Source organism: Actinoplanes sp. NBRC 103695, from assembly GCF_030269485.1.
Lineage (GTDB): Bacteria > Actinomycetota > Actinomycetes > Mycobacteriales > Micromonosporaceae > Actinoplanes.
Window position 1 is genome coordinate 96,173 of sequence record NZ_BSTL01000009.1, and the last position, 26,382, is coordinate 122,554.

The 26,382-nt window shown below is 69.9% G+C and carries 26 protein-coding genes and 3 tRNA genes; 27 read left to right on the forward strand and 2 right to left on the reverse strand.

Annotated features, from left to right (window positions below; translation table 11 throughout):
• Positions 1-143: 143 nt before the first annotated feature.
• The 17 genes from QSK31_RS17410 (at position 144) to QSK31_RS17490 (ending at position 19,328) form a co-directional block, all read left to right on the forward strand.
• The gene (locus tag QSK31_RS17410) at positions 144-656 is read left to right on the forward strand and encodes a 4Fe-4S binding protein (protein WP_502872979.1); all 513 of its coding nucleotides are present in this window, start codon (positions 144-146) and stop codon (positions 654-656) included.
• Complete coding sequence (locus QSK31_RS17415) at positions 653-1,159, forward strand: NADH-quinone oxidoreductase subunit J family protein (RefSeq protein ID WP_285685109.1); 507 nt, start codon at positions 653-655, stop codon at positions 1,157-1,159. Before QSK31_RS17410 ends, QSK31_RS17415 begins: the two co-directional genes overlap by 4 nt.
• The gene (nuoK, locus tag QSK31_RS17420) at positions 1,160-1,474 is read left to right on the forward strand and encodes an NADH-quinone oxidoreductase subunit NuoK (RefSeq protein ID WP_285685111.1); all 315 of its coding nucleotides are present in this window, start codon (positions 1,160-1,162) and stop codon (positions 1,472-1,474) included. It begins immediately after the preceding gene.
• On the forward strand, positions 1,471-3,372 hold the full coding sequence (locus tag QSK31_RS17425; RefSeq protein ID WP_285685113.1) for an NADH-quinone oxidoreductase subunit 5 family protein: 1,902 nt from the start codon (positions 1,471-1,473) through the stop codon (positions 3,370-3,372). Before nuoK ends, QSK31_RS17425 begins: the two co-directional genes overlap by 4 nt.
• Positions 3,369-4,859 carry a complex I subunit 4 family protein gene (locus tag QSK31_RS17430; protein WP_285685115.1) on the forward strand — a complete coding sequence of 497 codons (1,491 nt, stop codon included), beginning with the start codon at positions 3,369-3,371 and terminating at the stop codon, positions 4,857-4,859. Before QSK31_RS17425 ends, QSK31_RS17430 begins: the two co-directional genes overlap by 4 nt.
• Entirely contained in the window at positions 4,856-6,301 is a 1,446-nt protein-coding gene (locus QSK31_RS17435) for an NADH-quinone oxidoreductase subunit N (RefSeq protein WP_285685117.1), read from the forward strand. The genes QSK31_RS17430 and QSK31_RS17435 overlap by 4 nt, the downstream gene beginning before the upstream one ends.
• Before the next feature lie 47 nt (positions 6,302-6,348).
• Positions 6,349-7,266: a zinc metalloprotease HtpX gene (gene htpX / locus QSK31_RS17440; RefSeq protein WP_285685119.1), complete on the forward strand. Its 918-nt coding sequence runs from the start codon at positions 6,349-6,351 to the stop codon at positions 7,264-7,266.
• Positions 7,267-8,031: 765 nt separating this feature from the next.
• On the forward strand, positions 8,032-9,288 hold the full coding sequence (locus QSK31_RS17445) for an MFS transporter (RefSeq protein WP_285685121.1): 1,257 nt from the start codon (positions 8,032-8,034) through the stop codon (positions 9,286-9,288).
• 383 nt (positions 9,289-9,671) lie between these two features.
• The gene (locus QSK31_RS17450; protein WP_285685123.1) at positions 9,672-10,139 is read left to right on the forward strand and encodes a DUF1707 SHOCT-like domain-containing protein; all 468 of its coding nucleotides are present in this window, start codon (positions 9,672-9,674) and stop codon (positions 10,137-10,139) included.
• On the forward strand, positions 10,139-11,101 hold the full coding sequence (locus QSK31_RS17455) for an LLM class flavin-dependent oxidoreductase (RefSeq protein WP_285685125.1): 963 nt from the start codon (positions 10,139-10,141) through the stop codon (positions 11,099-11,101). The genes QSK31_RS17450 and QSK31_RS17455 overlap by 1 nt, the downstream gene beginning before the upstream one ends.
• 12 nt (positions 11,102-11,113) lie before the next feature.
• Positions 11,114-11,950: a GNAT family N-acetyltransferase gene (locus QSK31_RS17460; protein WP_285685126.1), complete on the forward strand. Its 837-nt coding sequence runs from the start codon at positions 11,114-11,116 to the stop codon at positions 11,948-11,950.
• Positions 11,947-12,543, forward strand: coding sequence for an MOSC domain-containing protein (locus tag QSK31_RS17465; RefSeq protein ID WP_285685127.1), 597 nt, complete (start codon positions 11,947-11,949; stop codon positions 12,541-12,543). The genes QSK31_RS17460 and QSK31_RS17465 overlap by 4 nt, the downstream gene beginning before the upstream one ends.
• Before the next feature lie 35 nt (positions 12,544-12,578).
• A complete protein-coding gene (locus tag QSK31_RS17470; RefSeq protein ID WP_285685128.1) occupies positions 12,579-13,832 on the forward strand; it encodes an aspartate aminotransferase family protein in 1,254 nt (417 codons plus the stop codon).
• Positions 13,833-13,864: 32 nt separating this feature from the next.
• Positions 13,865-14,479, forward strand: a complete 615-nt coding sequence (locus QSK31_RS17475) for an SRPBCC family protein (protein ID WP_285685129.1) — start codon at positions 13,865-13,867, stop codon at positions 14,477-14,479.
• A 54-nt stretch (positions 14,480-14,533) separates the two neighbouring features.
• Positions 14,534-14,713, forward strand: a complete 180-nt coding sequence (locus QSK31_RS17480) for a YegP family protein (protein WP_285685130.1) — start codon at positions 14,534-14,536, stop codon at positions 14,711-14,713.
• 311 nt (positions 14,714-15,024) lie between these two features.
• Positions 15,025-15,357 (forward strand): hypothetical protein, encoded by a 333-nt coding sequence (locus QSK31_RS17485; RefSeq protein ID WP_285685131.1) that lies wholly within the window; start codon positions 15,025-15,027, stop codon positions 15,355-15,357.
• A complete protein-coding gene (locus tag QSK31_RS17490) occupies positions 15,354-19,328 on the forward strand; it encodes a tetratricopeptide repeat protein (RefSeq protein WP_285685132.1) in 3,975 nt (1,324 codons plus the stop codon). Before QSK31_RS17485 ends, QSK31_RS17490 begins: the two co-directional genes overlap by 4 nt.
• Before the next feature lie 300 nt (positions 19,329-19,628).
• Here QSK31_RS17490 and QSK31_RS17495 read toward each other — a convergent pair.
• Positions 19,629-19,712, reverse strand: a tRNA-Tyr gene (locus QSK31_RS17495).
• A 138-nt stretch (positions 19,713-19,850) separates the two neighbouring features.
• Here QSK31_RS17495 and QSK31_RS17500 point away from each other — a divergent pair.
• Genes QSK31_RS17500 through QSK31_RS17510 form a run of 3 tightly spaced genes read left to right on the forward strand, consistent with a single transcriptional unit; the run spans position 19,851 to position 21,486 of the window.
• Positions 19,851-20,345, forward strand: coding sequence for a YajQ family cyclic di-GMP-binding protein (locus QSK31_RS17500; RefSeq protein ID WP_285685133.1), 495 nt, complete (start codon positions 19,851-19,853; stop codon positions 20,343-20,345).
• 29 nt (positions 20,346-20,374) lie between these two features.
• The gene (locus tag QSK31_RS17505) at positions 20,375-20,680 is read left to right on the forward strand and encodes a hypothetical protein (RefSeq protein WP_285685134.1); all 306 of its coding nucleotides are present in this window, start codon (positions 20,375-20,377) and stop codon (positions 20,678-20,680) included.
• Complete coding sequence (locus tag QSK31_RS17510) at positions 20,677-21,486, forward strand: sulfurtransferase (RefSeq protein WP_285685135.1); 810 nt, start codon at positions 20,677-20,679, stop codon at positions 21,484-21,486. Before QSK31_RS17505 ends, QSK31_RS17510 begins: the two co-directional genes overlap by 4 nt.
• Here QSK31_RS17510 and QSK31_RS17515 read toward each other — a convergent pair.
• Entirely contained in the window at positions 21,483-21,875 is a 393-nt protein-coding gene (locus QSK31_RS17515) for a hypothetical protein (RefSeq protein ID WP_285685136.1), read from the reverse strand. The two genes, QSK31_RS17510 and QSK31_RS17515, sit on opposite strands and share 4 nt — an antisense overlap.
• Before the next feature lie 260 nt (positions 21,876-22,135).
• Here QSK31_RS17515 and QSK31_RS17520 point away from each other — a divergent pair, with 260 nt between their 5' ends.
• From QSK31_RS17520 to QSK31_RS17550, 7 genes are all read left to right on the forward strand, one after another.
• Positions 22,136-22,297, forward strand: coding sequence for a hypothetical protein (locus QSK31_RS17520; protein ID WP_285685137.1), 162 nt, complete (start codon positions 22,136-22,138; stop codon positions 22,295-22,297).
• A gap of 59 nt (positions 22,298-22,356) precedes the next feature.
• Positions 22,357-24,882: a putative bifunctional diguanylate cyclase/phosphodiesterase gene (locus QSK31_RS17525; RefSeq protein WP_285685138.1), complete on the forward strand. Its 2,526-nt coding sequence runs from the start codon at positions 22,357-22,359 to the stop codon at positions 24,880-24,882.
• A 97-nt stretch (positions 24,883-24,979) separates the two neighbouring features.
• Positions 24,980-25,055, forward strand: a tRNA-Thr gene (locus QSK31_RS17530).
• Between the two features lie 39 nt (positions 25,056-25,094).
• Positions 25,095-25,167 (forward strand) — tRNA-Met (locus QSK31_RS17535).
• Positions 25,168-25,251: 84 nt separating this feature from the next.
• The gene (rpmG, locus tag QSK31_RS17540) at positions 25,252-25,419 is read left to right on the forward strand and encodes a 50S ribosomal protein L33 (RefSeq protein ID WP_285685140.1); all 168 of its coding nucleotides are present in this window, start codon (positions 25,252-25,254) and stop codon (positions 25,417-25,419) included.
• Positions 25,420-25,488: 69 nt separating this feature from the next.
• Positions 25,489-25,938: a MaoC family dehydratase N-terminal domain-containing protein gene (locus QSK31_RS17545; RefSeq protein WP_285685141.1), complete on the forward strand. Its 450-nt coding sequence runs from the start codon at positions 25,489-25,491 to the stop codon at positions 25,936-25,938.
• Entirely contained in the window at positions 25,935-26,330 is a 396-nt protein-coding gene (locus tag QSK31_RS17550) for a MaoC/PaaZ C-terminal domain-containing protein (protein ID WP_285685142.1), read from the forward strand. The genes QSK31_RS17545 and QSK31_RS17550 overlap by 4 nt, the downstream gene beginning before the upstream one ends.
• Positions 26,331-26,382: the final 52 nt, after the last annotated feature.

Here is a 26,382-nt window from a genome sequence, read left to right on the forward strand (position 1 = left end):
ACGCCCTGACACGGTGTCAGAGTCAACCCCCTGCTCGCCTCCGATCGAGGGAACGGGCAGGATGGTCCCTTGTGAGCCAGGACGGGGAGAAGAGCACGCCGGGTGCGGGCCTGATCAACGGGCTTGCCGTCACCCTGCGCACGATGACCCAGCGCAGCACCACCCAGCAGTACCCGGATGTGCAGCCCGAGCTGCCGCCGCGCTCGCGGGGCACGATCGCCCTGCTCGAGGAGAACTGCACGGTCTGTATGCTCTGCGCGCGGGAGTGCCCGGACTGGTGCATCTACATCGACTCGCACAAGGAAGAGGTCGTCGTCCCGGGTGCCGCCCGGCCGCGGCAGCGCAACGTGCTGGACCGCTTCGACATCGACTTCTCGCTGTGCATGTACTGCGGCATCTGCATCGAGGTGTGCCCGTTCGACGCGCTGCACTGGACGCCCGAGTTCGAGTACGCCGAGACCGACGTGCTCAACCTCCTGCACGACAAGGAGCGGCTGGGCGCCTGGATGCCGACCGTGCCGCCGCCGCCCGCCCACGACGTGCTCGGCGAGCCGTCGAAGGAGGAGGCCACGGCCGCGAAGAAGGCGGCGGGACCGGGTGCGGCCACGGCGGCGAAGAGCGTGCCGGCCCGGGTGCGGCGGGAGCCGGACGCATGACCGTGGCCGACGCGCTGCTCGTGGCGCTCGGCGTGGTCGCCGTCGGCTCCGGGGCGCTGGTGGTCACCTCGAAACACCTGGTCCGTGCCGGCCTCTACCTGGTGATCAGCCTGGGCGCGATCGCCGGGCTCTACCTGGTGCTCGGCGCCGAGCTGGTGGCCTGGGTGCAGGTGCTGGTCTACGTCGGCGCGGTGGTCGTGCTGCTGCTGTTCGCGGTGATGCTGACCCGGGCGCCGATCGGGGCCTCCGACGACCTGGACCGACCGGCCTGGCCGGCGCTGCTGGTCGGCGGGGGAGTGGGCCTGGGGCTGGCCGCGCTGCTCGCCGACGCCTTCCGCTGGGCGATCTACCCGCTGCCCGAGGCGGGCACCGCCGGCCGGATGGGCGAGCAGATCTTCGGCACGTGGGTGCTGCCGTTCGAGGTGATCTCGATCCTGTTGCTGTCCGCGCTGGTCGGGGCGATCGTGCTGTCCCGGCCCGACATCAAGGGGCGGGGTGAATAGATGCACGCGGTCCTTCCGTACGTGATCGCGGCCCTGCTCTTCGGCCTCGGCGTCTACGGCGTGCTGCGGCGGCGCAACGCGATCCTGGTGCTGATGGCGGTCGAGCTGATGCTGAACGCGGTCAACCTGGTCTTCGTCACCGCCGACGTGACCGCACCCGCGGGAACCCCGCACGCCGGTGCCGTGTTCGCGCTGTTCATCATCGTGCTGGCCGCCGCCGAGGTGGGCGTCGGGCTGGCGATCGTCCTGCAGTACTACCGGCTGCGCCGCGCCGTTGCCATCGACGAGGTCGCCTTGGACGAGGTTCCCCAGTGAGCTATCTGGTGGCGGCGCTTCCCGCCGTACCCCTGCTCCTCGGTCTTGTCGGTCTGTTGCTCTCACCCGGCGACAAACCCAGGCGGAGACTGGCCGCGGCGCTCGGTGTCACGGGCGCGGCGCTGGCCCTGGGCGGCACCGTCGCGTTGCTGATCCTTGCCGACGACGTGGTCGCGGCCTCGACGAGCTGGGTCCGTTTGGGCGAGCTGAACGTGACGCTGAGCGTGTCGGCCGGCGTCGCCGCGCTCTACGTCTGCCTCGCGGTGACCGTGGTGGCCCTGGCCGTCCAGCTCTACTCGATCGGTTACCTGCACGACGACCCCCGCTACGCCCCGTACGCGGCACAGGTGTCCCTGTTCACCGGCGCGATGCTGCTCGTGGTGACCTCCGGCGACCTGATCCTGCTGCTGGTCGGCTGGGAGGTGATGGGCGTCTGCTCGTACCTGCTGATCGGCCACGACCGGCGGCTGCCCGAGGCGCCCGCCGCCGCGGTCAAGGCGTTCCTGGTGACCCGGGTCGGCGACGTCGGCTTCCTGCTCGGCATCGCCCTGCTCGGCTGGTCGGCGAGGTCGTTCGCGATCGCCGACGTGCTCGCCGCCGGCCACGACAAGGGCCTGCTGACGGCCGCGCTGCTGCTGATCCTGGCCGGAGTGGCCGGCAAGAGCGCCCAGTTCCCGCTGCACACCTGGCTGCCGGACGCGATGGCCGGCCCGACCCCGATCTCCGCGCTGATCCACGCGGCCACCATGGTCGCGGCCGGCGTGTACGTGGTGTTCCGGCTCTACCCGCTCTTCGCGAAGTCGCCGGTGGCGCTCGCCACGCTCGGGGTGACGGCCGCGGTCACGCTGCTGCTCGGCGCGCTCTCCGCGACCGCCCAGGACGACCTCAAACGGGTGCTGGCCTGGTCGACCGTCTCGCAGATCGGCTACATGACCGGGGCACTGGCCGTCGGTTCGCCCGCCGCCGCCCTGTTCCACCTGCTCACCCACGCCGCGTTCAAGGCGCTGCTGTTCCTCGCCGCGGGCGCGGTCATCCACGCGGTCGGCACCAACTACCTGTCCCGGATGGGCGGGCTGCGCCGGGCGATGCCGGTGACCTTCTGGTCGTTCGTGGTCGGGTTGGGGGCGCTGGCCGGGCTGCCGCCGCTGGCCGGTTTCTGGTCGAAGGAGAACGTCCTGGTCGCCGCCGCGCACGCCACCGAGGGCGGCGAGCCGGTGCCGGTCTGGACCGCCTGGGTCGTCTGGGTCGCCGCGCTGGCCGGGGTGCTGATCACCGCCTGGTACTCGACCCGCCTGCTGCTGCGCGCGTTCTTCGGGCCGTCCCGGGCGTACGGACCGGACGGTCCGGACTGGGAGGTCGGCTTCGACGACGCCCGGTACGACCGGCCGGGCCTCCCGCACGACCCGCCGCGGGTGATGCGCTGGCCGCTGCTCGTGCTGACCGTCCCGGCCGCGCTGCTCGGGCTGGCCGCGTTCGCACCGGGCTTCCGGACCGCGCTCGAGCTCGACCAGCCGCATCTCGACGTGGCGATCGCGCTGCCGATGCTGCTCCTGGTCACCGGCGTCGGCACGGCCTGGTGGCTGTGGCGCGCGGTGCCCGGGGCGGACCCGGTGCTCGCGCTCGGCCGGGTCCGGCCGCTGCTGGCCAACGGTTTCTACCTGGACGCGGTGCAGCACCGGCTCGTGGTCCGGCCGGTCCGGGCCCTGGCGGGGCTGGTGAAGCTGATCGACGAGCGGGTGGTGGACGGCGCCGTCGAGGGCACCGGCAAGGCCGCGACCGGGCTGGGCACGCTGCTCGGCGCCGCCCACCGGACGGCCCTGCCCCGTGCGGCCGTCGCCGTCTTCACCGGCGCCCTGCTGCTCGGCGTGGTCGCCGCCATCTACGGAGCGTCCGCATGAACGCCCTGCTGATCGTCGTGCTGATGGTGCCGGCCCTGGGCGCGGCGATCACCGCGCTGCTGCCGGATCGGGCCGGCCGGGTCGCCGCGACCGTGACGGCGGCGATCACCTTCATGCTCACGGTGGTGCTGGCGCTGCCTCGCACCGGCGCGTGGTTCGCCTACGTGGGGACGGACCGCGAATCGCTGGTCCCGTGGCGGGAGGTGAACGTCTCCTGGATCCCGTCGCTCGAGGTCGACTTCCATCTCGCGGTGGACGGGATCTCGGCGCCGCTGGTCGTGCTGACCGGGCTGCTGACGCTGCTCTGCTGTGCGTACACGATCGGAAAGGTCCCGGAGGGTGGCTCCGGACGCACCCTGGCCGCGCTGCTCCTGGTCCTCGAGGTCGGCATCCTGGGCACCTTCCTCGCCTTCGACCTGGTCCTGTTCTTCCTGTTCTTCGAGGTCACGCTGCTGCCGATGTACGCCGTGATCGCCGGTTGGGGCGGCCCGGACAAGCGACGCGCGGCCCGCAAGTTCGTGCTGTACACGCTCTTCGGCTCGGTGCTGCTGCTGCTCGGCGTGTTCACCGTGGTGACCGCCGCGGGCACCGCCGACCTGAGCGCGCTCCTCGGCGGGCTCGGCCTGTCCCGCACCACCCAGTACGTGGCGTTCACCCTGTTCGCGCTGGCCTTCGCGGTGAAGGCGCCGTTGTGGCCGCTGCACACCTGGCTGCCGGACGCGCACACCGAGGCGCCCACGGTCGGCAGCGTCCTGCTCGCCGGCGTGCTGCTGAAGATGGGCACGTACGGCCTGATCCGGATCGGCGTCGGCGTGACCCCGTCCGGCGCCGCCTGGGCCGCGCCGGTGCTGGCCGTCCTGGCGGTGGCGGCGATCGTGATCGGGTCGCTGGTCTGTCTGCGGCAGACCGAGCTGAAACGGCTGATCGCCTACTCCAGCGTGGGGCACATGGGCTTCGTGCTGCTGGGCATCGCGACGCTCACGATCACCGGCGTGCAGGCGGCGCTGATCGGCAACGTCGCGCACGGCGTGATCACCGGCCTGCTGTTCTTCCTGGCCGGGGCGATCAAGGACCGGACGCACAGCGGCGACCTGGCCGACCTCGGCGGCCTGCGGGAGACGTCGCCGCGGCTGGCCGGGCTGTTCGGCTTCGCGGCGATCGCGTCGCTCGGGCTGCCCGGGCTGGCCGGTTTCTGGGGCGAGGCGTTCGCGGTGGTGGCCGCCGTCCAGCGTGGCGGTCCCTTGTGGATCACCCTGGCCGCGGTGGCGGCGGTGGGCGGTGCCCTCACGGCCGCATACTTCCTCCGGCTGCTCCGCCGGGTCACCCACGGCGCCGCGCCCGCCCCCCTCTCGCCGGGCATCGCGCGCGGGGAGTGGCTCGCCTGGGCGCCGCTCGTCCTCCTGGCATTGCTCCTCGGTCTGGTCCCGTCGCTGGTGCTGGTCGGCACGCACGACCCGATCAGCGCGATCACGGAGGCCCTGCGGTGATCCAGTCCATCAACCACCTCGCGCTGCTGCCGCTCTATGCGGCGGCGGGCACGGCGGTGCTCGTTCTCCTCGTCGACCTCACGGCGGGCAGGCGTTCCGCGATCTTCGGTACGGCCGCAGCCGGCTCTCTGATCACCGCGGTCGTCGCGCTGTACTCCTCGGGCGAGAGCACCTTCTGCACGGGCGCCCTCTGCTCCTGGTCGGGCGGCGAGGCCTCGACGGTGATCGTCATCCTGTTCTCGCTGCTGACCCTCGGTGTGCTCGGCCTCTCCACCCGGACGCCCGCGCCGCCCGGCGAGTTCTGCTTCCTGCTGGTCTGCTCGATGGCCGGCGGCGTGGTGGTGGCTTACGCGGGCGATCTGGTCACGCTGATCGTCGGGCTGGAAACCCTCACCCTTCCCCTGTACGTCCTGACGGGCCTGCGCCGCACGATCGCCGGAGCCGCCTCCGCCGTGACCTTCTTCCTGGTCAGCGTGGTTTCGACGGCGATCGCCCTGCTCGGGGCGGGCCTGATCTACGCGGCCACGGGCGCCCTGCACCTGGCGGCCCTGGACCCGCACTCCGGCCTGACATCCGGCTCCGCTCCGGTGGCCGGACCGCTGCTCCCGCTCGCGGCCGTCGGCGCCGCCCTTCTGGTGATCGGCTTCGCGTTCAAGATCGCCGCGGTGCCGCTGCACGCCTGGGCGCCCGCCACCTACGACGGCGCGCCGCTGCCCGTGGCCGCATACCTCTCGACCGCGTCCAAGCTCGGCGGCGTCGTGGCCCTGGCGGCCATCGTGTCCCGCCTCGACACCGGGCCGCTGATCCCGATCCTGGCCGTGCTCACCATGACGGTCGGCAACCTGGTCGCGCTGCGGCAGACCCGCATGGTCCGGCTGCTGGCCTGGTCGTCCGTGGCGCAGGCGGGCTACATCCTGGCCCCGCTGTCGGCGGGCGTCCACGGGGTGGAGGCCGCCCTGGCGTACGCGACGTTCTTCGTGGTCCTCGAGTTCATCGCGTTCGCGGTGATCGTGGCGCTGCTCCCGCCCGACGCCCACGGCGGCGACATCGCGTCGTACCGGGGAGCCGGCCGCCGCTCGCCCTGGCCGGCCGCCCTCTTCGTCCTCGCGCTGTCCGGTCTGGCCGGCCTCCCGCCCGGTCTCGCCGGTCTGTTCGCCAAGGTCACCATCGTGGACACCCTGATCGACCACGGCTGGGGCTGGCTGGCCGGCGTGGTGGCCGTCAACGCCGTGATCGCCCTGGCCTACTACGTCCGCACCGCGGCGATCCTGTACGCGCCCGCCCCCGGCCTCGCGGTCGCCGACCTCCGCCTGCCGAAGCTGCCGATCCGCTGGCCGGTGGCCGCGACCCTGATCGGCGCCACGGCCCTGGCCGTGGTCCTGGGTTTCTTCCCGCAGCTGGTCTACGACGCGGTCGGCATGGTCACCATGTCCACGTTGTGACGTTCAGCGACCTCACAGCTACTTCAGGATGAATTCCACGGTTACCGATGTTCCATCGAGGTGCGAGCCCACCCTGCTCGCAGATCGAAGGAGTGTCTGTGCACCGCCATCACAACGGCCTCAAAACGGCCGCGCTGCTGGGCCTGCTGACCGCGTTGATCCTGGCGCTGGGCTACTGGCTGGGCGGCAGCGGCGGCCTCGTGTTCGCCGTCCTGCTCTCGCTGGCCATCAACGCCGGCAGCTACTTCTTCTCGGACAAGCTGGCCCTGCGGGCGATGCGCGCCCGGCCGGTCACCGAGGCCGAGTTTCCCGCGCTTCACCAGATCGTCCGTGAGCTGTCGGCCGACGCCGGCCAGCCCATGCCCCGGCTGTACGTCTCCCCGTCGCCGCAGCCCAACGCGTTCGCCACGGGCCGCAACCCCGAACACGCCGCGGTTGCCGTCACGGCAGGCATCACCCAGATCCTGGACCGCCGCGAACTCCGCGGGGTGATCGGCCACGAGCTCTCGCACGTCTACAACCGCGACATCCTGATCTCCAGCGTCGCGGCCGCCCTGGCCGGCATCGTCACCATGGTGGCCCAGCTGGCGATCTTCCTGCCGCTCGGCGGTGGCGACGACGAGGACGGCCCCAACCCCGTCAGCCTGCTGCTGATGCTCATCCTCGGCCCGCTGGCCGCGACCATCATCCAGCTGGCGATCAGCCGCAACCGCGAGTTCCAGGCGGACGCCTCCGGCGCCACCATGACCCGCGACCCGCTCGCCCTGGCCAGCGCCCTGGAGAAGATCCACTACGGCGCCCAGCGTCTCCCGCTGCCCGCCCAGGGTCAGCTGACCAGCGCCGCGCACCTGATGATCGCCAACCCGTTCAACGCCCGCGGCCTGGCCGGCCTCTTCTCCACCCACCCGCCGATGAGCGAGCGCATCGCCCGCCTCCACCAGCAGGCGGCCCTGATCCGCCGCTGACCCGGCGGCCCGGCTCGCCACCCACCCGCCGACGGGCGAGCGCATCGCCCGCCTCCACCGGCAGGCGGCCCGGCTCGCCCTCGGCAACCTTCGGGTTGGAGCTCTGGCCGGGCTTCGCGGGCGAGTGCCGTCGCCGCGGCTGCTTCCGGCGAGTGTGGGGTCGGCCCGGGTTGCCAGGCGCCGGGTGCCCACTCGCCGTCGCTGTCGGCACCAGCCGAGGCCGCGCAGTGGTAGGACCGGGCGCGGGTGGCAGGACCGCGGTGTCATTGGTAGGTCCAGACGGTATCCGGGCTCGAAAGCCGCGCTGGGCTACCGCTGTCCGCACAAGTGGTAGCCCAGCGCGGTACCCGGGCCTGACATGCCGCGCTGGGCTACCACTGTCCGCGCGTGTAACAGCCGAGAGCGGCCTGCCGTCCCCGGACAGCGTCTGGTCCCACCACCGTCCGCAGAAGTGGTAGACCACGACGGTCGGGCCGGATGTCGACCCCCGAGACGCAGCCTTGGACTACCGCTCGCAGGCCGGGCTGCCAAGGACCACGAAGCCTCGGCCGCCGCTCCTGTGGACAAGGTCGAAAACCTGTCGTACCCAGGCCCTACGTTGACGCCCACCCAGTGCCGGGGTGGGGGAGGTGGCGGCGCGCGCGAAGCAAGATCAACTTCGGGGGTGACGCCGTGCAGATTTTCAGGTGAGCGGCGACGCCCCGGCCCGTTAGGGTCGGGGCGTCGTCCGCTCGTTACCTCGAAACAACGCCCGGGGGTGGATCCGTGACCGCGCTACGCCAATACCTCGTGGTGTGGCGGCTCCCCGGCGCACGGGTCCTCTGGATCGTCGGCATCCTGTCCCGCCTGGGCATCGGCATGACGCCGCTGGCCCTGCTCCTGCTGGTGCAGAACGCCACCGGCCGCTACGCCGCGGCCGGCCTGGCGGGTGGCGTCTACGCGATCGCCGGCGCCGCCCTCAGCCCGATCGCCGGCCGCCTCGCCGACCGTGCCGGCTCCCGTCCGGTGCTCATGGTCACCGGGGTGCTGCACCCGCTCGCCCTGGCCCTCCTGCTGATCGCCACCCGCGGGGGCGAGACCACCCTCCCGCTGATCGTCGTCGCCGCCGGGCTCGCCGGCGCCACCTTCCCGCCGGCGACCGCCGCGATCCGCCGCGCCTGGACCGACATGACCGAGGTCGGCTCCGGCAACCACGAGCTGCGCCAGGCCGCGCTGGCCGCCGAGACGTCGCTGTTCGAGCTGGTCTTCGTGCTCGGGCCGATGCTGGTGTCCGCGTTCATCCTGATTACCGGTGGTCCCGCCGCGGCCATTGTCGCGGCCGGGACGACGACGCTGGTCGGCACGCTGTGGGTCGCCCGGTTGCCGGTGATGCGCCGCGGCCACGAGCTCGGTGCCGGCGTTCAGACCCGAGGGCTGGGCCCGCTGCGAACGAGCGGCTTTCCGGCACTGCTGGCCTGCGTTTTCGCGCTCGGCATCGCGTTCGGCGCCGGCGGGGTGGTTGTTCCCGCGTACGCCGAGCAGCACGGCGGCAGTGACAGCCTCGGCGGCATCCTGCTCGGCATCTGGGGCCTGGGCAGCGCGGTCGGCGGTTTCTGGTTCGGCACCCGCCGCCCGTCGATGGCTCTGCCCAAGCAGTTCGCCGGGCTGCTCGCCCTGGTCGGCGTCAGCTTCGCCGCGCTGGCGTTGATGCCCAACCCGGTGGCGCTGGCTTTCGGACTGGTGATCGCCGGCACCACCATCGCGCCCGCGCTGACCGTCGAGAACAGCCTGGTCGGCCGCATCGCTCCGGCCTCGATGCTGAACGAGGCCTTCACCTGGATCGTGACCGTCTCGGTGGCCGGCAGCGCGGCCGGCGGCGCCCTGTCCGGTGCGATCGTCGACCTTCCCGGCGGCCTGCCCTGGGCGTTCGTCATGGCCGCCGCCTCGTTGCTGACCGGCGCCGCGATCGCCGGTTATCCCTCGGGCCCGATGTCCCGCGCCGACGAGCTCGCGTCCGCCCGGCTCCGCGAGGCCCTCGGCTGAAACCCGTCCAGGAACGTCGTGATGCCGGCGATCCGCCCATCGCGGATGTCGAGGACGACGAGCCCGGAAGACCTCGCCGTCGCGGAACTGCCAGTAGGCCGGTCGTCGGCACCGACCTGACCGGCATCCGGCTGCGGGCGACCGACATCGGCTGGTCTTTCGGCGAGGGCACCCCGGTCGAGGGCCGAGCCCAGGACCCGCTGCTGGCAATCTGCGGCCGCCGCCTGCCCCCGGACACTCTCACCGGCCCGGAGGCGAAGCGGTTCACCGGCTGAAGGGCCCGGCAACACGGCGTGAGGCGTCGGGGTTGTTTCGGGGTAGCTCGTGGCATTGGTGCGTCGGTAGCCTGAAGCTCGAAATCGGGGCGTGTGAAGGAGTGTCCGATGGCCAAGGAAGTCGCCCGGTCCGGTGGACACGATCCGGCGCTGATGCGTGCGGCCGACGCCGATCGGCAGGGGGTCGCGGAGCGGCTCAAGGCGGCTCTCGACGAGGGCCGGCTGTCGCTTCACGAGTACGACGACCGGGTCAAGCAGACCTACGCCGCCGCCACCTACGCCGACCTGCAGCCGCTCGTGGCCGACCTGCCCGCGCCGGGGATGAGCGCGGAGGGGCTGGAGGCCCGTCGCCGCGCCGACCTGAAGAAGAAGGCGCGGCGGATGCCCACCGCGCTCTCCGTCCTGTGGATCATCTGGGGTTCGCTGACGGCCATGAACCTGGTCGCCTACGTGCTGGTCGCCACGACGGTCGACGAGGAGCTCTACCCGTGGCCGGTCTGGCTGCTGCTGCCGGGCATCGCGTTGCTCGTCACAACCTTGGGCGTGCAGGCCGTCCGCCGAGGCAAACTGCAGTAATGCCGCGCGTACCCCTGAGCGTTCTTGATCTTGCGACCGTCAGCGACGGGCACTCCAGCGGCGACGCGTTGCGTGGCACCGTCGACACCGCCAAAACCGCGGACGATCTCGGGTACGCCCGGTTCTGGGTCGCCGAGCACCACAACATGCCGGCGGTCGCGTCCACCAGCCCGGCCACGTTGATCGGGGCGGTGGCCGCGAGCACCTCCCGCATCAGGGTCGGTTCCGGCGGTGTGATGCTGCCCAACCACATGCCGTTCGTGGTGGCCGAGCAGTTCGCGCTGCTGGAGGCGCTCTACCCGGACCGCATCGATTTGGGCATCGGGCGGGCACCGGGCACCGATCAGGCCACCGCGGCCGCCCTGCGTGGTGTTTCGCCCTATCTGACGGTCGAGCAGTTCCCGGACCACTTGCGGACGATGATTGCTCTGCTGGGCCCGGAAGGCATCAGTGGCCTGAGGGCGACACCGGAGCCCGTCTCGTACCCGGAGATCTGGATGTTGGGGTCGAGCACCTTCGGCGCGCAGATGGCCGCGGCGCTGGGCCTGCCGTTCTGTTACGCTTACCACTTCGCGATGACCTCCGATGTGGACAATGCGCTGCGGCTGTACCGCGACGGCTTCCGGCCGGGTGTGCGGGACACGCCGCACGCGATGGTCAGCGCCTCGGTGATCGTGGCCGAGACCGGCGAGGAGGCGCGGTTCCTGGCCGGGCCGAGCCGGGTGATGTTCCTGAGCCTGCGCACCGGACGCCTGGGGCCGATCGTGTCCCCGGAGGCCGCGCGCGAGGTGACGGAGGGGATGGGCACGCAGTACGCGGGCACCGCCGAGGAGGTCGTCGCCGGCCTGGACGCGCTGGTCGAGCGGACCGGCGCCGACGAGCTGATGATCGCGGGAACGATGTACGACCCGGCGACGCGGCAGGATTCGCTAACTCGGTTGGCAAAGGCCTGGGCCGCGTAAGAGGCTGACGGGATGAGCTGGCACATCTCGGGCAGCGTGCAGGACTTCATCGACCAGGCCGGCCCGTTCCTGCGGTCCATGCCGGTGGAGAACACGGTTCCGATCACGCTCGCCGAGTCGTTGAAGAGCCGCGGCCCGCACATCTATGGCCCCGAGGACCCGATCTTCGGCTGGTGGACCGAGCCGGGCGGCGCTGTCACGGGCGCCTTTCTGCAGACGCCGCCGCATCCGCTGATGCTCACGCGTACGCCTCACGAGTCTGTGCCCGCCCTCGTCGACGCGCTCGAGAAGCCGTTGCCGGGCGTCAACGCGTTGACCGACGACGCCGACCGTTTCGCGGCTCGATGGTCGGAGCGCACCGGCGCCACCCTGGCTGCCGGCCGGCGCTCGCGGCTCTTCCGGCTCGACCGGCTGACGCCCGCGACGCCGCCGCCCGGCAGTGCGCGGGTGGCCGGCCGTGCCGACCGTGACCTGCTGGTCGACTGGATCGAGGCGTTCCACTCGGAGATCGGCGAGGGGGCGCGCCAGGACAGCGTGACCGTGGTCGACGACAAGCTGGCGCACGGCGGTCTCACCCTGTGGGAGGTCGACGGCACACCGGTGGGCCTGGCCGGCGCGACCCGTCCCGAGGCCGGCATGGTCCGGGTGGTCGCCGTCTACACGCCGGTCGAGCACCGGAAGAACGGCTATGGGGGCGCCGTCACGACCACGGTCACCCAGGCGGCTCTGGACGCCGGCGCCACGGACGTGGTGCTCTTCACTGACCTGGCCAATGCCACGAGCAACGCCCTTTACCAGCGGCTCGGCTATCGGCCCGTGGAAGACCGGAAGGTGGTCCAGTTCGGATGAGCAGAGTTCTCTCGGTCAATGTCGCCGTCCCGATGCGCAGCACGGCCAAGCAGGTCGGCATCACCGGCATCAACAAGGTCCCCGTCGATCACCCGGTGGCGGTGCGCGCGCCCGGACCGAAGCGGACCGGTCTGCACAGCGGCCTGGTGGGCGACCAGATCTTCGACGTCAAGAGCCACGGTGGTGACGACCAAGCCGTTTATGCGTACGCGCGTGAGGACTACACGTGGTGGGAGGGTGAGCTCGGCCGGCCGCTTCCGGGTGGCATGTTCGGCGAGAACCTGACCACCGAGGGGCTCGCGGTCAGCACGGCCGTGGTCGGCGAGCTGTGGCACGTCGGTGAGGCCGGCTTGGTCCTGTCGCCGACCCTGTCCCGCATCCCGTGTGCCACGTTCCAGGCGCGGATGGCCGAGCGGCAGTGGACCAAGCGGTTCACCCAGGCCAACCGGACCGGCGCGTACCTGAGGGTGGTCTCTCCCGGCGAGGTGCGGTCGGGTGACGCGATCGTGGTGACCGACGTCCCGGCGCACGGCGTGACCATCGCCGACTCGTTCCACGCCTACATGCATACCACATCGAGGTCGAAGAGCTGATCGCGCGGCGCATGACAACAGCCTAGATTTGTCATGTGACAAGACACCTCATCCGTTACTCCGGGGCGGGCAGCTTCACGCCGGAGATCATCGCCCGGGCCGAGGGCAGCTACCTCTGGACCGAGGACGGCCGCCGCCTGCTCGACTTCACCTCCGGCCAGATGAGCGCCATCCTCGGCCACAGCCATCCTGAGATCGTGGCGACCGTGCAGAGGCAGGTGGCGACCCTCGATCACCTGTTCAGCGGCATGCTCAGCCGTCCCGTGCTGGACCTGGCGCGCCGGCTGGCCGAGTCGCTGCCCGAGCCGCTGGACAAGGTGCTGCTGCTCACCACCGGCGCCGAGTCCAACGAGGCCGCGATCCGGATGGCCAAGCTGGTCACCGGCAAGCACGAGATCGTCAGCTTCGCGCGCAGCTGGCACGGCATGACCCTGGCGGCCGCCAACGCCACGTACAGCTCGGGCCGCAAGGGCTACGGGCCGACCGCGCCCGGCAACTTCGCCATCCCCACGCCCAACCCGTTCCGCCCCGACTTCGTCGACGAGACCGGTGGGTTCGACTGGCAGCGCCAGCTGGACTACGCCTTCGAGCTGATCGACGCCCAGTCCACGGGCAGCCTGGCCGCATGCATCGTCGAGCCGATCCTCAGCTCCGGCGGCGTGATCGAGCCGCCGCCCGGCTACCTGGCCGCGCTGCAGCGCAAGTGCCGCGAGCGCGAGATGCTGCTCATCCTGGACGAGGCGCAGACCGGTCTGTGCCGCACCGGCCAGTGGTACGCGTTCGAACGCGACGGCGTCGTCCCCGACATCCTCACGCTCTCCAAGACGCTCGGCGCCGGCCTTCCCCTGGCCGCGGTGATCACCTCGGCCGAGATCGAGGCCGAGGCCCACGCGCGCGGCTTCCTCTTCTTCACCACGCACGTCTCCGACCCCTTGCCGGCCGCCGTGGGCAACACGGTCCTGGACATCCTGGAGCGCGACAAACTCGACCAGGTCGCGGCCGAGTCGGGCGCCTTCCTCCAGCAGGCTCTCCGTGACTTGGCCGCCAAGCACAACACCATTGCTGATGTACGCGGCAGAGGACTGCTGGTCGGCCTGGAGCTGGTGTCCGACGCCGTGGGAGCCGCCGTGACCCGCCGCTGCCTGGAACTCGGGTTGCACATGAACGTCGTCCAGCTGCCCGGCATGGGCGGCGTCTTCCGCATAGCCCCGCCCTTGACCGCCACCCGCGACGAGCTCACCGAGGGCGTGGCCATCCTCGACCAGTCCCTGAGCGAATATCAGGCGTAGCGAATATTAGCCCGAACTTGTAAAGTGGCGGCGTGATCGACCTCATCGCACAGCTGGCCGAAGTCCACCGCTCCGTCGGCCGCGAGCCGGCCGACGAGGGCGAGATCGTCCGCGTCGTCATGAAGCGGACCTACCCCACGACTCCCGACGACCTCTGGTCCGCACTCACCGAGCCGGACCGCATCCGTCGCTGGTTCATGCCCATCACCGGCGAGCTGAAGGAGGGCGGCCACTTCCAGCTGGAGGGAAACGCCGGCGGCGACATCCTCGCCTGCGACCCGCCCACCCGCCTGCGCACCACCTTCGGCGGCCCGGCGAGCGTCATCGAGCTGCGCCTGGCACCCAGCGGCTCCGACTCCACCGAGCTGACCCTCGACCACGTGGTCCCGGTGGCCATGGCCGGCAGTGTGGCGGGCGCCCTGTTCGTAGGGCCAGGCTGGGACGGCGCCTTCCTGGGCCTGGGTCTGTATGTGGCCGGCGAGGCCATCGGCGACCCCCAGGAGATGGCCAACGCCCCCGAGCTGCTGCCGTTCACCCGAGAGTCGATAGCCCGCTGGACCGACGTGGTCCGCAACGCAGGAGCCACTCCCGAGGAGCTGGATGGCGCCCTGGCCGCAACAAACGCGCAGTTCCTGCCCGGCGAGTGACCCTGCGGTTTGAGTCCCACCGTCCCGGGAAATTCCGTGGATGGAGGTAAGTCGATGAAGTTCATGGTCAAGAAAACCAGCAACGGCGAGTTCCGCTTCAACCTGGTGGCCAGCAACGGCCAGGTGGTAGCGACAAGCGAGTCCTACAAGCAGAAGGCCTCAGCGCTGAACACCATCGCCTCAATCCAGAAGAGCGCCGGCGACGCCAAGGTCGAGGACGAGACCGTCAACTGATCCCCCGCGCAGCACCCCGCCCCCGCCACCTCCCCCGGCGGGGGCGGTGCCATGTCGCGCCTCCGCTGGGCTTGCAGTCCCGGGCGGGCGAGTTGTGAAAGCGATCTATCCGGTGGACCGCCCGAAGGATGCGAAATCCAATGGCGGGCGTCTTTACCTCGTCTTTGGTCAGATCATTCTGGTTGCGCAAGGTCAATTGCGTCGGAACAGTTCCTTCTTTCGGGTGGTTTTGGATGGTCGGATGGGGCGTCCTTTTTGGATCTTGAATGGGTGGCTTTGGGGTTGATGATGGGTGCTGCCACAGTGGTGCGATGAATCGGATTGTGGTGGCGGTCGACGGTTCGGTCGGAGTGAGTGCGCGGGAGTTCGCGGCCGGGTGGGTGCAGGAGCCGGACGCGGTGGAGGCTGGTCCGGCGGTGGCGGAGGAGTTGCCGGAGGGCGCGTTTCTGCCGGGCGTGACGGAGCTGGTGGTGGTGCCGTTGGCGGTGAATCTTGCTGCCGCGGTGGTGTATGACGTGGTCCGGCGGGTGGTGTCCCGCGCGTCGCGCCGGCCGCGGGAGGTGTCGGAGATCGAGATTGCCGAGGTCACGACCGCGGGCGGGGATCGGGTGATTGTCGTCCGGGCGAAGCGGGATCTGTCGTGATCGACATCGTGGTGCGGGAGACGTCGCCGGCTGCTGTGGACGGTTCGTTTTCGGCGCGGGTGGAGTTCGGGGATCAGGGCGGCGCGGACGTCACGGTGTCGCCGCCGGTGAACGAGGCCGGCGAGCAATTGTTGGCGTGGTATTTCGAGGAGCATTTGCGGTACCCGTTCCTGGACAACGATCTGGAACGCAAGGCCGTCGAGCTGGTCGGCGAGTACGGGCAGGCGTTGTTCGGGCAGGTGTTCGCCGGGGAGGCGGCGTACGGCTATCGGGATGCCCTCCGGGTGGGGTTCGACGGCTATCGGTTGGTGGTGCGGGGGTCGGCGGGGTTTCAGCGGTTGCATTGGGAGGCGCTGCGGGACTCGGACGGTGAGCGGCTGGCGTTGCGGATGCCCCTGGTGCGTCAGGACGCGGCGACACCGTTGCGGTATGACCTGCCGGCTCCGGCGCCGACGGTGAACATTCTGGTGGTGACGGCACGGCCGTTCGGGCGTCGAGATGTGGGGTTCCGGACGATCTCGCAGCCGTTGCTGGACGCGATCGGGCAGACGGACGTGCCGGTGACGGTGGATCTGGTCCGGCCGGGCACCTGGGCCGCGCTACGTGAGGCGTTACGGGCGGCGGAGCGCGAGCGTGGTCAGGGCTGGTATCAGGTGGTGCACTTCGACGTGCACGGCGGGTTCGGCACCCCGAGCAGCATGACCACCGACACCAACGGTGGGGGTGGTGGTGCGACGCGGTACCTGTTCGACCCCGCCCACACCCTGCGGCCGGATGCCAAGCAGGGGTTGTTGTTCTTCGAGACCGGGCAGGCGGGGACGGCGCAGCCGGTGCCGTCAGCGCAGGTCGCCGCGTTGTTGGCGGAGCATCGGGTGGCGGTGGCGGTGTTGAACGCCTGCCAGTCGGCGATGCAGACCGGGGATGAGGCCAGCCTGGCGCATGATCTGGTCGCGGCGGGGGCACCGGTCGCGGTGGGGATGGCGTACTCGGTGACGGTCAGCGCCGCGATGCGGGCGATGCCGGTGTTGTACGGGCGGCTGGCCGCCGGAGACGACCCGGTCCGGGCGGCGTTCGAGGCCCGGCGCGCGCTCAATGATGTGAAGACGCGGCGGGCGTATTTCGAGCACGAGCTGGAGCTGGAGGACTGGATCCTGCCGGTGGTCTACGCCCAGCGCGACTCGAAGCTGGCCGTGCGCCCGATGACCGGCGCCGAGGAAGAAGCGTTCTATCGGCGGCGCGATCAGGTCGCGGTGGCGCCCGTGGTGGAGTACGGGTTCGTGGGCCGCGACCTGGACCTGCATGCGCTGGAACGGCTGCTGCTCACCGACGACCAGCAGACGCAGGTGCTCGTGCGGGGGTTGGCGGGAGCGGGGAAGTCGACGCTGCTGGAGCACGCCGGCTGGTGGTGGCAGCGCACCGGCCTGATCGACCAGGTGTTCAGCTTTTCCTACGAGGAGCGGGCGTGGACGGCCGATCAGATGATCCGGCACATCGCCCAGCAGCTGTTGACACCGGTGGAGTTCGCGCAGTGGGACGCTCTCGGCGACGCCGCGAAGGCGGGCCGCATCACCACCCGGCTACGCGCGGTGCGCCATTTGATCGTGGTGGACAACGCCGAATCGATCACCGCCGGCCCGGCGGCTATCCCGCATGCCCTTCCGGAGGCGGAACGTAAGCGGCTGGCCCGCTGGTTGGGTGGTCTGCGGGGTGGCCGGACGTTGCTGCTGGTCGGTTCGCGGGAGGCCGAAACCTGGCTGGCCGGGGTCACGTTCACCGACCGCGTGTACGAGCTGCCGGGGTTGGATCCGCAGGCCGCCTCCGATCTGCTGGACCGGATCCTGCGCCGGCACGGCGCGAGCCGGTGGCTTTCGGACACCGTCGCCGACAGCGAACGGCAGGCATTGAAGGACCTGATGCGGGTGTTGGGCGGATATCCGCTGCCGATGACCGTCGTTTTGCCAAACCTGGCCACCACGTCGCCCAGCCAGGTCCTGGCCGAGTTCCACCGCGGCGACACCAACGCCGACCCGACCACAGCCGCGCGGCAGGCGATCGAGTACAGCCACGGCAAACTCGACCCCGCCCTGCAACAGTCCTTACTGCTGCTCGCTCCGTTCACCACCACCATCCCCACGCCCGCTCTGGATGTCTACGCGGAAGCCTTACGCGCCGATTTAGGAGCTGACAACCTCGACGGGATCGACCTGAAGGCGGCGGTGGCGGAGTTGCAGCGCGTCGGGCTCGCCACCGACCACCCGGCGTTGCGCGGATTTGCACAGGTGGTTCCGGTGCTGCCGTTCTTCCTGCGCAACCGGATCAACGAACACCCCGACCTCGCCCGCGCTACCGGGCAAGCGCACTACCAGCTCTACACCAGCCTGGGTTCCATGCTGCACCAGATGCTTGTCAGCCATGAACCGCAGCAGCGGGCGACCGGCCAGGCGGGCGTGGCTGCGGAGTACGCCAACCTCACCGCCGCGCTCAGCCACGCCCAACGCAGCATCCAACCGACAACGCCCCTCATTTTGGCGCTTGAGGAGTTCCTCGATCAAACCCAACAACACCACGCCCGACGACAACTGCTTGACGACGCAATCGCCCGCCGCCCAGCCATCGACGACGCCGAAAAGCAAGACGAACTAGCCATGCTTCACAACCTCGCCGGTAACGTAGCGCTGGTACAGCGGCGTTTCGATGACGCCTACCGCCACCACAAGACCGAACTCACAATCTACGAAACCTTGAACAGGCGACAGCAGCAAGGCAACACCTACGGCCAGCTTGGCAGGATTGCGCAGGAGCAGCGGCGGTTCGAGCAGGCTGAGCAGCATTATCGGCAGGCCCTCGACATCTTCCTGGAGTTCGACGACCGGCATGGCGCTGCCATCACCTACCACCAGCTCGGCGTGGTTGCGCTGGAGCAGCGGCGGTTCGAGCAGGCTGAGCAGCATTATCGGCAGGCCCTCGACATCAAGCTGGAGTTCGACGACCGGCACGGCGCTGCCATGACCTACCACCAGCTCGGCGTGGTCGCGCTGGAGCAGCGGCGGTTCGAGCAGGCTGAGCAGCATTATCGGCAGGCCCTCGACATCTCCTTGGAGTTCGACGACCGGCACGGCGCTGCCATGACCTACCACCAGCTCGGCATGGTTGCGCTGGAGCAGCGGCGGTTCGAGCAGGCTGAGCAGCATTATCGGCAGGCCCTCGACATCTCCTTGGAGTTCGACGACCGGCACGGCGCTGCCATGACCTACCACCAGCTCGGCGTGGTCGCGCTGGAGCAGCGGCGGTTCGAGCAGGCTGAGCAGCATTATCGGCAGGCCCTCGACATCTTCCTGGAGTTCGACAACCGGCACAGCGCCGCCATGACCTACCACCAGCTCGGCGTGGTCGCAGTGGAGCAGCGGCGGTTCGAGCAGGCTGAGCAGCATTACCGGCAGGCCCTCGACATCAAGCTTGAGTTCGACGACCGGTACAGCACCGCCAGCACCTACCACCAGCTCGGCATGGTTGCGCTGGAGCAGCGGCGGTTCGAGCAGGCTGAGCAGCATTATCGGCAGGCCCTCGACATCTTCCTGGAGTTCGACAACCGGCACAGCGCCGCCAGCACCTACCACCAGCTCGGCGTGGTCGCAGTGGAGCAGCGGCGGTTCGAGCAGGCTGAGCAGCACTATCGGCAGGCCCTCGACATCAAGCTTGAGTTCGACGACCGGTACAGCACCGCCAACACCTACAACCAGCTCGGTAGCCTTTATGTAGACCTTGAACGCTATGCGGAAGCTGCGCCTCTCCTACTTCATGCTTCAGTCAACTGGCACAGCACCACCCAGACATGGCCTACGGAGACGCTCGCCCTGCTCCACCAACTGCGCCGGTCGCTACCACCGACGCAGTTCCAGCAGGCCACCGAAGAGATGATCCCGGTCGACTTACGCGAGAGCTTCTACAACGCTCTCGACGCCAACGGCTGAGCCCGCTCTCCGTCAGTCCCCGGCTCTCGTTGCCCGGTGGGCGGGCCACAGCATCAAGGTCTTGTTGGAGGTACACGCAACTGGATCTTCGGCGAGGAGGCCGAGGCGATGCGCCGGATCGAGGAGAGGCGCGAACGCTTCCCCGATATGAGCGACCTCGCTACCTGATCAAGCCCGGCGGCGCGGGGGACGTATGGGGGACAGCCAGCGAGACCGAACGGCATCGAACGAGACCGAGTGGGACTCACGAAGAAGGCCCCTCGCTGCCGTTCGGGCAGGTGAGGGGCCTTGAGGTCGTGCTGGTGGCGGGTAGAGGATTCGAACCTCTGAAGCTTTCGCGACGGATTTACAGTCCGCTCCCATTGGCCGCTCGGGCAACCCGCCTTTGCCGCCCGGCCATCGTGCGCCAAGCAGCGGACAACAGGATAGCCAACCTCCGGCCCGGGTCCACAACCGGGTACGGTCGGCATGTCGGAGATGCGCCGACAGCGCCCGCGTGACGAGACCCAACGGAGTTTGATCATGGCAGCCAGCCCGTCGTTCGACATCGTGAGCAAGGTCGACCGGCAGGAGGTCGACAACGCGTTCCACCAGGCGGAGAAGGAGTTGGGTACCCGCTTCGACTTCCGTGGCACGGGCACCACCCTGGCCCGTTCGGGGGAGGAAGGCGTCACCATCACCTCGGAGACCGAGGAGCGTGCCAACGCCGCCCTGGACGTCTTCAAGGAGAAGCTGGTCAAGCGGAACATCTCGCTGAAGTCGCTGGAGGCCGGTGAGCCGCGGCAGTCGGGCAAGACCTACAAGATCGACTGCAAGGTCATCGAGGGCATCGAGTCGGACAAGGCCAAGGTCATCAGCAAGAAGATCCGTGACGAGGGCCCCAAGGGTGTGCAGGCGCAGATCCAGGGCGACCAGCTGCGGGTGACCGGCAAGAAGCGGGACGACCTGCAGGCCGTGATCGCCCTGCTCAAGCAGGAGGATTTCGGCGTCGCCCTGCAGTTCACCAACTACCGGTAAAAATCCGGCGAGGGCCGCAAAATCGGACCATGGATACGAGTACGTGGACACTCGTCATCGGTGGCGCGATCGGTCTGGCCCTCTCCGGATTCGGCGCGAAGGTGCTGGTGACCGGGCGGGCTCCGGCCAGCACCTCGCGCGCCTTCCGCTCGGTCCGCGAGACCGGCCTCTACCACCTGCTGTTCGGCGTCGCGCTGATCCTGCTGGTGGCGGGCACCGAGCTGCCGGGGGAGCACACCAGCATCGTCACCGCGGTGGTCGCGGTGCTTCTGGCCGGCTGGGCGATCGTCCGGTACCGGCCCAAGCGGCGGAAAGAGGTCGACGAACCGCGATGATCGATCCCGTGCTGGATCCGGCCGACGTGCCGGACCACGACCGTGTGGTGTTCGCCGACGTTCGTTACTACCTGGACGGGCGCCGCGGCCGGGACGCCTACGACCGGGGGCATCTGCCGGGCGCCGTCTTCGTGGACGTGGACCGCGACCTGGCCGCGCGCGGGGCCCCGCCGACCGAGGGCCGGCATCCGCTGCCCGATCCGGGGGAGTTCGCCGCCCGGATGTCCGCCCTGGGTGTCGGTGATGAAGATCTGGTCATCGCGTACGACGACAGCGGTGGCGTGATGGCCGCCCGTCTGGTCTGGATGCTCCGTGCCACCGGCCATGAGGCGGCGCTGCTGAACGGCGGGCTGGCCGCCTACCCGGGAAATCTGGTGACCGGATCGCCTGGCCGGACCCCGGCGGTCTTCTCCGCGCGGCCGTGGCCGGCGGACCGGCTGGCGACGATCGACGAGGCGGCCGACCGGGCGAATACCGTCGTGGACGCGCGGGCGCCGGAGCGGTTCCGTGGCGAGTCCGAGCCGATCGACCCGCGGGCGGGGCACATCCCGGGCGCCCGAAACGTCCCCTGCCGTGATCATTTGACCGAGGACGGCGCCTTCAAGCCCGCGGACGAGGTCAGGCGAAATTTCGCGTCTGCCGGCGTCACGACCGGCGAGGGCGTCATCTCCTACTGCGGCTCGGGCGTCACGGCCTGCCACAATCTGCTGGCCCTGGAGCACGCCGGCCTGGGTGTCGGCCGGCTCTATCCGGGTTCGTGGAGCGCCTACAGCAACACCGGCCGCCCGGCCGCGACCGACGACTAGTCGGGCTCGCCGGCCAGCCCGCGTGCCGACTGCGCCTCGCCGGGGTCGAAGCCCTGGTAGCCGGTCAGCTCGTGCTGCCGGGCCTGCTCCTCGATCCAGCGGTTGTGTGCCTCCCACGCCGCCTGCTTGCTGCTGCCGAGCGCGGAGCCGATCTGCGTCCAGGTGGCCCCGGCGCCGCGGGCGGTGCGCACCATCGCCTGCCGCCCGTACCCGGCCTTGCGGATCACCACCTCGCTGAGCGCCAGCAGCTCGAGCGACTCCTCCTTGGAGAGCGGGCTCTCGCCGTCGCTGTCCATCGCGGCGAGCGCCTCCCGCATCCTCAGCTCGTCGTAGCGCGTTGTGGCGGTGGAGAGCGTGTGACGGCGTTCGAGTTCGTCGGGAGAGTGCATGGCAGCAGTCAATCGTCAGGGCGCCTTGACGTCAAGGAGGCCTGACGAACAGGTGCGAATTGCACTCACGTATACCGTTAAATCGGACTCAAAGCTCTCAATACTGCGCGCCTGAGTTTCGTAAGTAACTCAGCCGTTCAGACAGGATTTCGGTATGTGCGGCCCTGACCCGCCGAAGGACAGTGTCTGACGGACAACGCGTGTGGCACCATCATCACACCCCCCAACGGAACCACCCTTTCTTCGCCCGGGAGTCACAGATGACCGCAAGAAAGCTGAGCCGTCTCGCCGGCTTCGCGTTCGTTCTCGCCGCCGTGTTCGGTGGCGTGGGGGTCGCCAGCGCCTCGACGGCTGCCACCGCGGAGCCCGTGTCCTCGGTGGCCACCGTCACGACGCTGCAGGGCGACATCATCTGGGTCTGAATCCCCACCGGCGTCACCCTCGCACCTTCGCCGGCCAGGTCGAGTAACGAGGGAGTGAGATGACGGGCCGTTCAGTGCCGCGGCGGTCGCCGCAGTACGCCTGGCTGATCACCAATCCCCTCGCCTGTGTCGCGCTCTTCACCGCGATCGGGTTCTGGATTGCCGACCCGTATTGGTACAAGTCCTGGCTCGGCGGCCTGGTCGCACTCGTCTTTCTGACCATCGCCAACATCGGCGTATTCACGGTCGTCATCCGCCGCCAGGGATTCATGGTGGTGGTCACCGAGATTCCCTTGGTGCTCTCGCTCTACTTCCTGCCCAAGGTCATGGTCATCCTGGTCAGCGCACTGGCCATCATGGTCGTGCAGCTGTATCAGCGGCTGGCGCCTCTCAAGCTCTGGTTCAACGTGGCCAAGGCGGCGGCCGCCGCCTCCGCGGCCGTCCTGGTGATCGCCGTCTGCCCGCCGATCCGCGGCGTGGGCCCCGGCACCTGGGCGATCCTCTTCGCCGCCGTGATGGCGAGCGCCGCGCTCGGCCCGGTCGCCTTCGCCGGCGTGATGACCATCGTGCAGGGCCGGCACGCCGGGCAGGAGGCATTGCGCGCGGGCACGGCGATGCTCGTCGCGGCCGCCGCCAACACGGTGCTCGGCCTCGTCTTCCTGATCGTGCTGGACACCACGCCGTGGGCCGCCCTGCTGCTGGCCGGCCTGATCGCGGCGCTGTTCATCGTCTTCCGCTCGTTCGCCGAGTTCTTCCGGCAGCACCGGACCCTCACCGACGTGTACGAGCTGACCCTCGCCGTCCGCGAGCACGGCAGCGACGGCGGCCTGCCGGACGTGCTGCTGGGCCGGGTCCGGGCGCTGATGCGTTCCGAGTACGCGACGCTCTGGCTGCCCGCCCAGGGCCGGCACCCGGAGGTGCTGCTGACGTCCCGGATGGACGACAGCGGGCTGATGGACATCTCGCCCACCCCTGCCGAGGTCCGCGATCGCGCGGTGGCCACCGAGCACGCCGTGGCCGTCGGCGACCGGTTCGCCGAGACGGAGGATCTGCGCCCGCTGCTGAGCCCGGCCGGCCTGAAGGACCTGGTGGTCGTGCCGTTGCGCTCCGGCCAGGTGACCGTCGGCACGCTGGAGGTGGCCAACCGGATCGGCGGCCAGCTGACCTATCGCGCCACCGACGTCCAGGTGATGGAGACGGTGGCCGCGCACGCGGCGGTGGCGGTGGAGAACAGCCGGCTGGTCGAGCGGCTGCGCTACGACGCGTACCACGACCGTCTGACCTCGCTGCCGAACCGCCGCCGGCTGACCGACGCGCTCGCCGAGTCGGTGAAGGTACGCGCGCCCGGCGAGGTCGTGGCCGTCCTCGCGTTCGACGTGGACGGTCTGCGCGACGTCAACGAGTCGATGGGCCACGCCGCCGGCGACAAGCTGCTCTCCGAGGTCGCCAAGCGGCTGCGTGCGATCGCCGGGCCGGGCGCTCTGGTCGGCCGGATCGGCGGCGACGAGTTCGTGGTCACGCTGCGCTCGGAGAGCACCGAGGTGACCGTCCAGCTGGCCACCCAGATGCGCGAGCAGCTGCGCGGCCCGATGGTGGTGGGCACGCTCACGCTCGATGTGGACACCGCGGTCGGGGTCGCGGTCCAGCCGGACCACGGCGACGACCCGGAGGCCCTGCTGCGCCGCGCCGAGCTGGCCGCCAACGCGGCCAAGGTGGTTCCGTACGGCGTGCAGCTCTTCCACCCGGCCCTGGAATCGCGGGCGGTGCGCCGCCTCGGCCTGGCCGGCGAGCTGCGCAAGGCGCTGGAGAACGGCGAGCTCGAGGTCTTCTTCCAGCCCAAGGTCACGATCGGCGACCGGCACCTGGTCGGCGTGGAGTGTCTGGCGCGGTGGAACCACCCGGCGCACGGCGAGGTGGCGCCGGAGGACTTCATCGCGGTGGCCGAGCACACCGGACAGCTGTCCCGGCTCACCGAGGTGGTGCTCACCGAGGGCCTGCGGCGCTGCCGGGAGTGGGCGGACGCGGATCGCCCGCTGGCCATCGCGGTCAACCTCTCGGCCCGCACGCTGCTCGACCCGCGCTTCCCGAACATGGTCCACGAGCTGCTCAAACAGCATCACGTGGCGGCCGAGCAGGTCACCTTCGAGATCTCCGAGCCGGGCATGCTGGGCGACATCGAGCGCACCCTGCCGGTTCTCTATCAACTGCGAGATCTGGGCGTACGCCTGTCCGTCGACGACTTCGGGACCGGTGCGTCGTCGCTGTCCTACCTCCGGCAGCTGCCCGTGCACGAGGTGAAGATCGACGACTCCTTCGTGCAGGGGATGGCGACCGACTCCGGGGACCTGGCCATCGTGCGAGCGGTGATCAGCCTGGCCCGTGAGTTCCGTCTCACCGTGGTCGCCGAGGGCGTGGAGAGCGAGCTGACGCTGGACCTGCTCGAGGAGATGGGCTGCGAGATCGGCCAGGGCTATCTCTTCAGCCGCCCGCTGCCGTACGAGCGTCTCGAGGCCTGGTTCAGCGCCCAGACCGAGCCGGAGTCCACACCGACCGGCGAGGTCCGCCGCCTCCGAGCGGTCATCTAGGCAACTGGGCTGGGGAAACGCGGAATCCGGTATCCGATTTCATCCTGCGTGGGGCTCCGTGTAAGCTCTTCCCTGCGCAACAAGCGAGACTTCGCGCGCCCCCTTAGCTCAGTCGGCAGAGCGTCTCCATGGTAAGGAGAAGGTCTACGGTTCGATTCCGTAAGGGGGCTCCAACCGGGCCCAGCACTCTCACGGGGCAATGAGCCTGGCTCGGCGGTGTAGCTCAGATGGCAGAGCAAGCGGCTCATAATCGCTGTGTCGCCGGTTCAAGTCCGGCCACCGCTACTGCAACGCGTTTTGCATATCAGCGACCCCAGTCGTTACGCTGGAGCGTCGTATTCTCAGCACTGAGCAGGAAGGCACCCCGCCGTGGCCAAGGCGACCGACGTCCGTCCGAAGATCACTTTGGCGTGTACGGAGTGCAAGGACCGGAACTACATCACTCGTAAGAACCGGCGCAACGACCCGGACCGCATCGAGTTCAAGAAGTTCTGCCCCCGGGACGGCAAGCACACCCTGCACCGCGAGACCCGCTGATTCGTCGGCATCGATCTTCACTACCCGCGGCGGTCCGGTTACGGGCCGCCGCAGAGTAGTTTCAGGGGCATGCCACTGGATCTGTCCTTCGCCGGCCGCTCCTGGCCGCCCACCGAGCCCTATCTGGTCGGTCGTGAGAAGGTCCGCGAGTTCGCCTCGGCGATCGGCGCGACCGACCCGCTGCACCACGACCCCGAGGCGGCCCGCGCGGCCGGCTACCCGGACGTGGTGGCCCCGCCGACCTTCCCGACCGTGGTGACGATGCGGGCCAGCCGGCAGATCATCGAGGACCCCCAGCTCGGGCTCGACTACTCCCGTGTGGTGCACGGCGACCAGCGCTTCGCGTACGCCCGGCAGGTCGTCGCCGGTGACTCGCTGATCTGCGTCAACACGGTCGAGGAGATCACCCAGCGCGGCGGGCACGACTTCATCACCACACGCACCGATGTCACCACCGAGTCCGGCGAGGCCGTGCTGACCGCGTGGTCCAAGCTGGTGCAGCGCGGGGAGGAACGATGAGCGACGAGTTCCCGCCCCAGGTCTTCCGGATCACCCGGGCCGACCTGGTCCGTTACTGCGGCGCCTCGGGCGACTTCAACGTCATCCACTGGAGCGACCGGCTGGCCACCAAGGTCGGCCTGCCCGGGGTGATCGCCCACGGCATGTTCACGATGGCTCTCGCCGGGCGCGCGGTGACCGCCTGGGCGGGCGCGGCGGACGCGGTGGAGGATTTCAGCGTGCGGTTCAGCCGGCCGGTGCCGGTACCGGACGACGATGAGGGCGCCGAGGTGATCTTCACCGGCCGGGTCAAAAGCACGGGTGACGACGGCCGGACCACGATCGCCGTCACCGCGACCTGTAACGGTGAGACGGTGCTCAAACTGGCACAGGCCACGATCCGTAAGAGGTAGGGGCGGGTTGGGCAACGGGGCGTGATACCCGTACACTCTCTCGTCGTGGGGT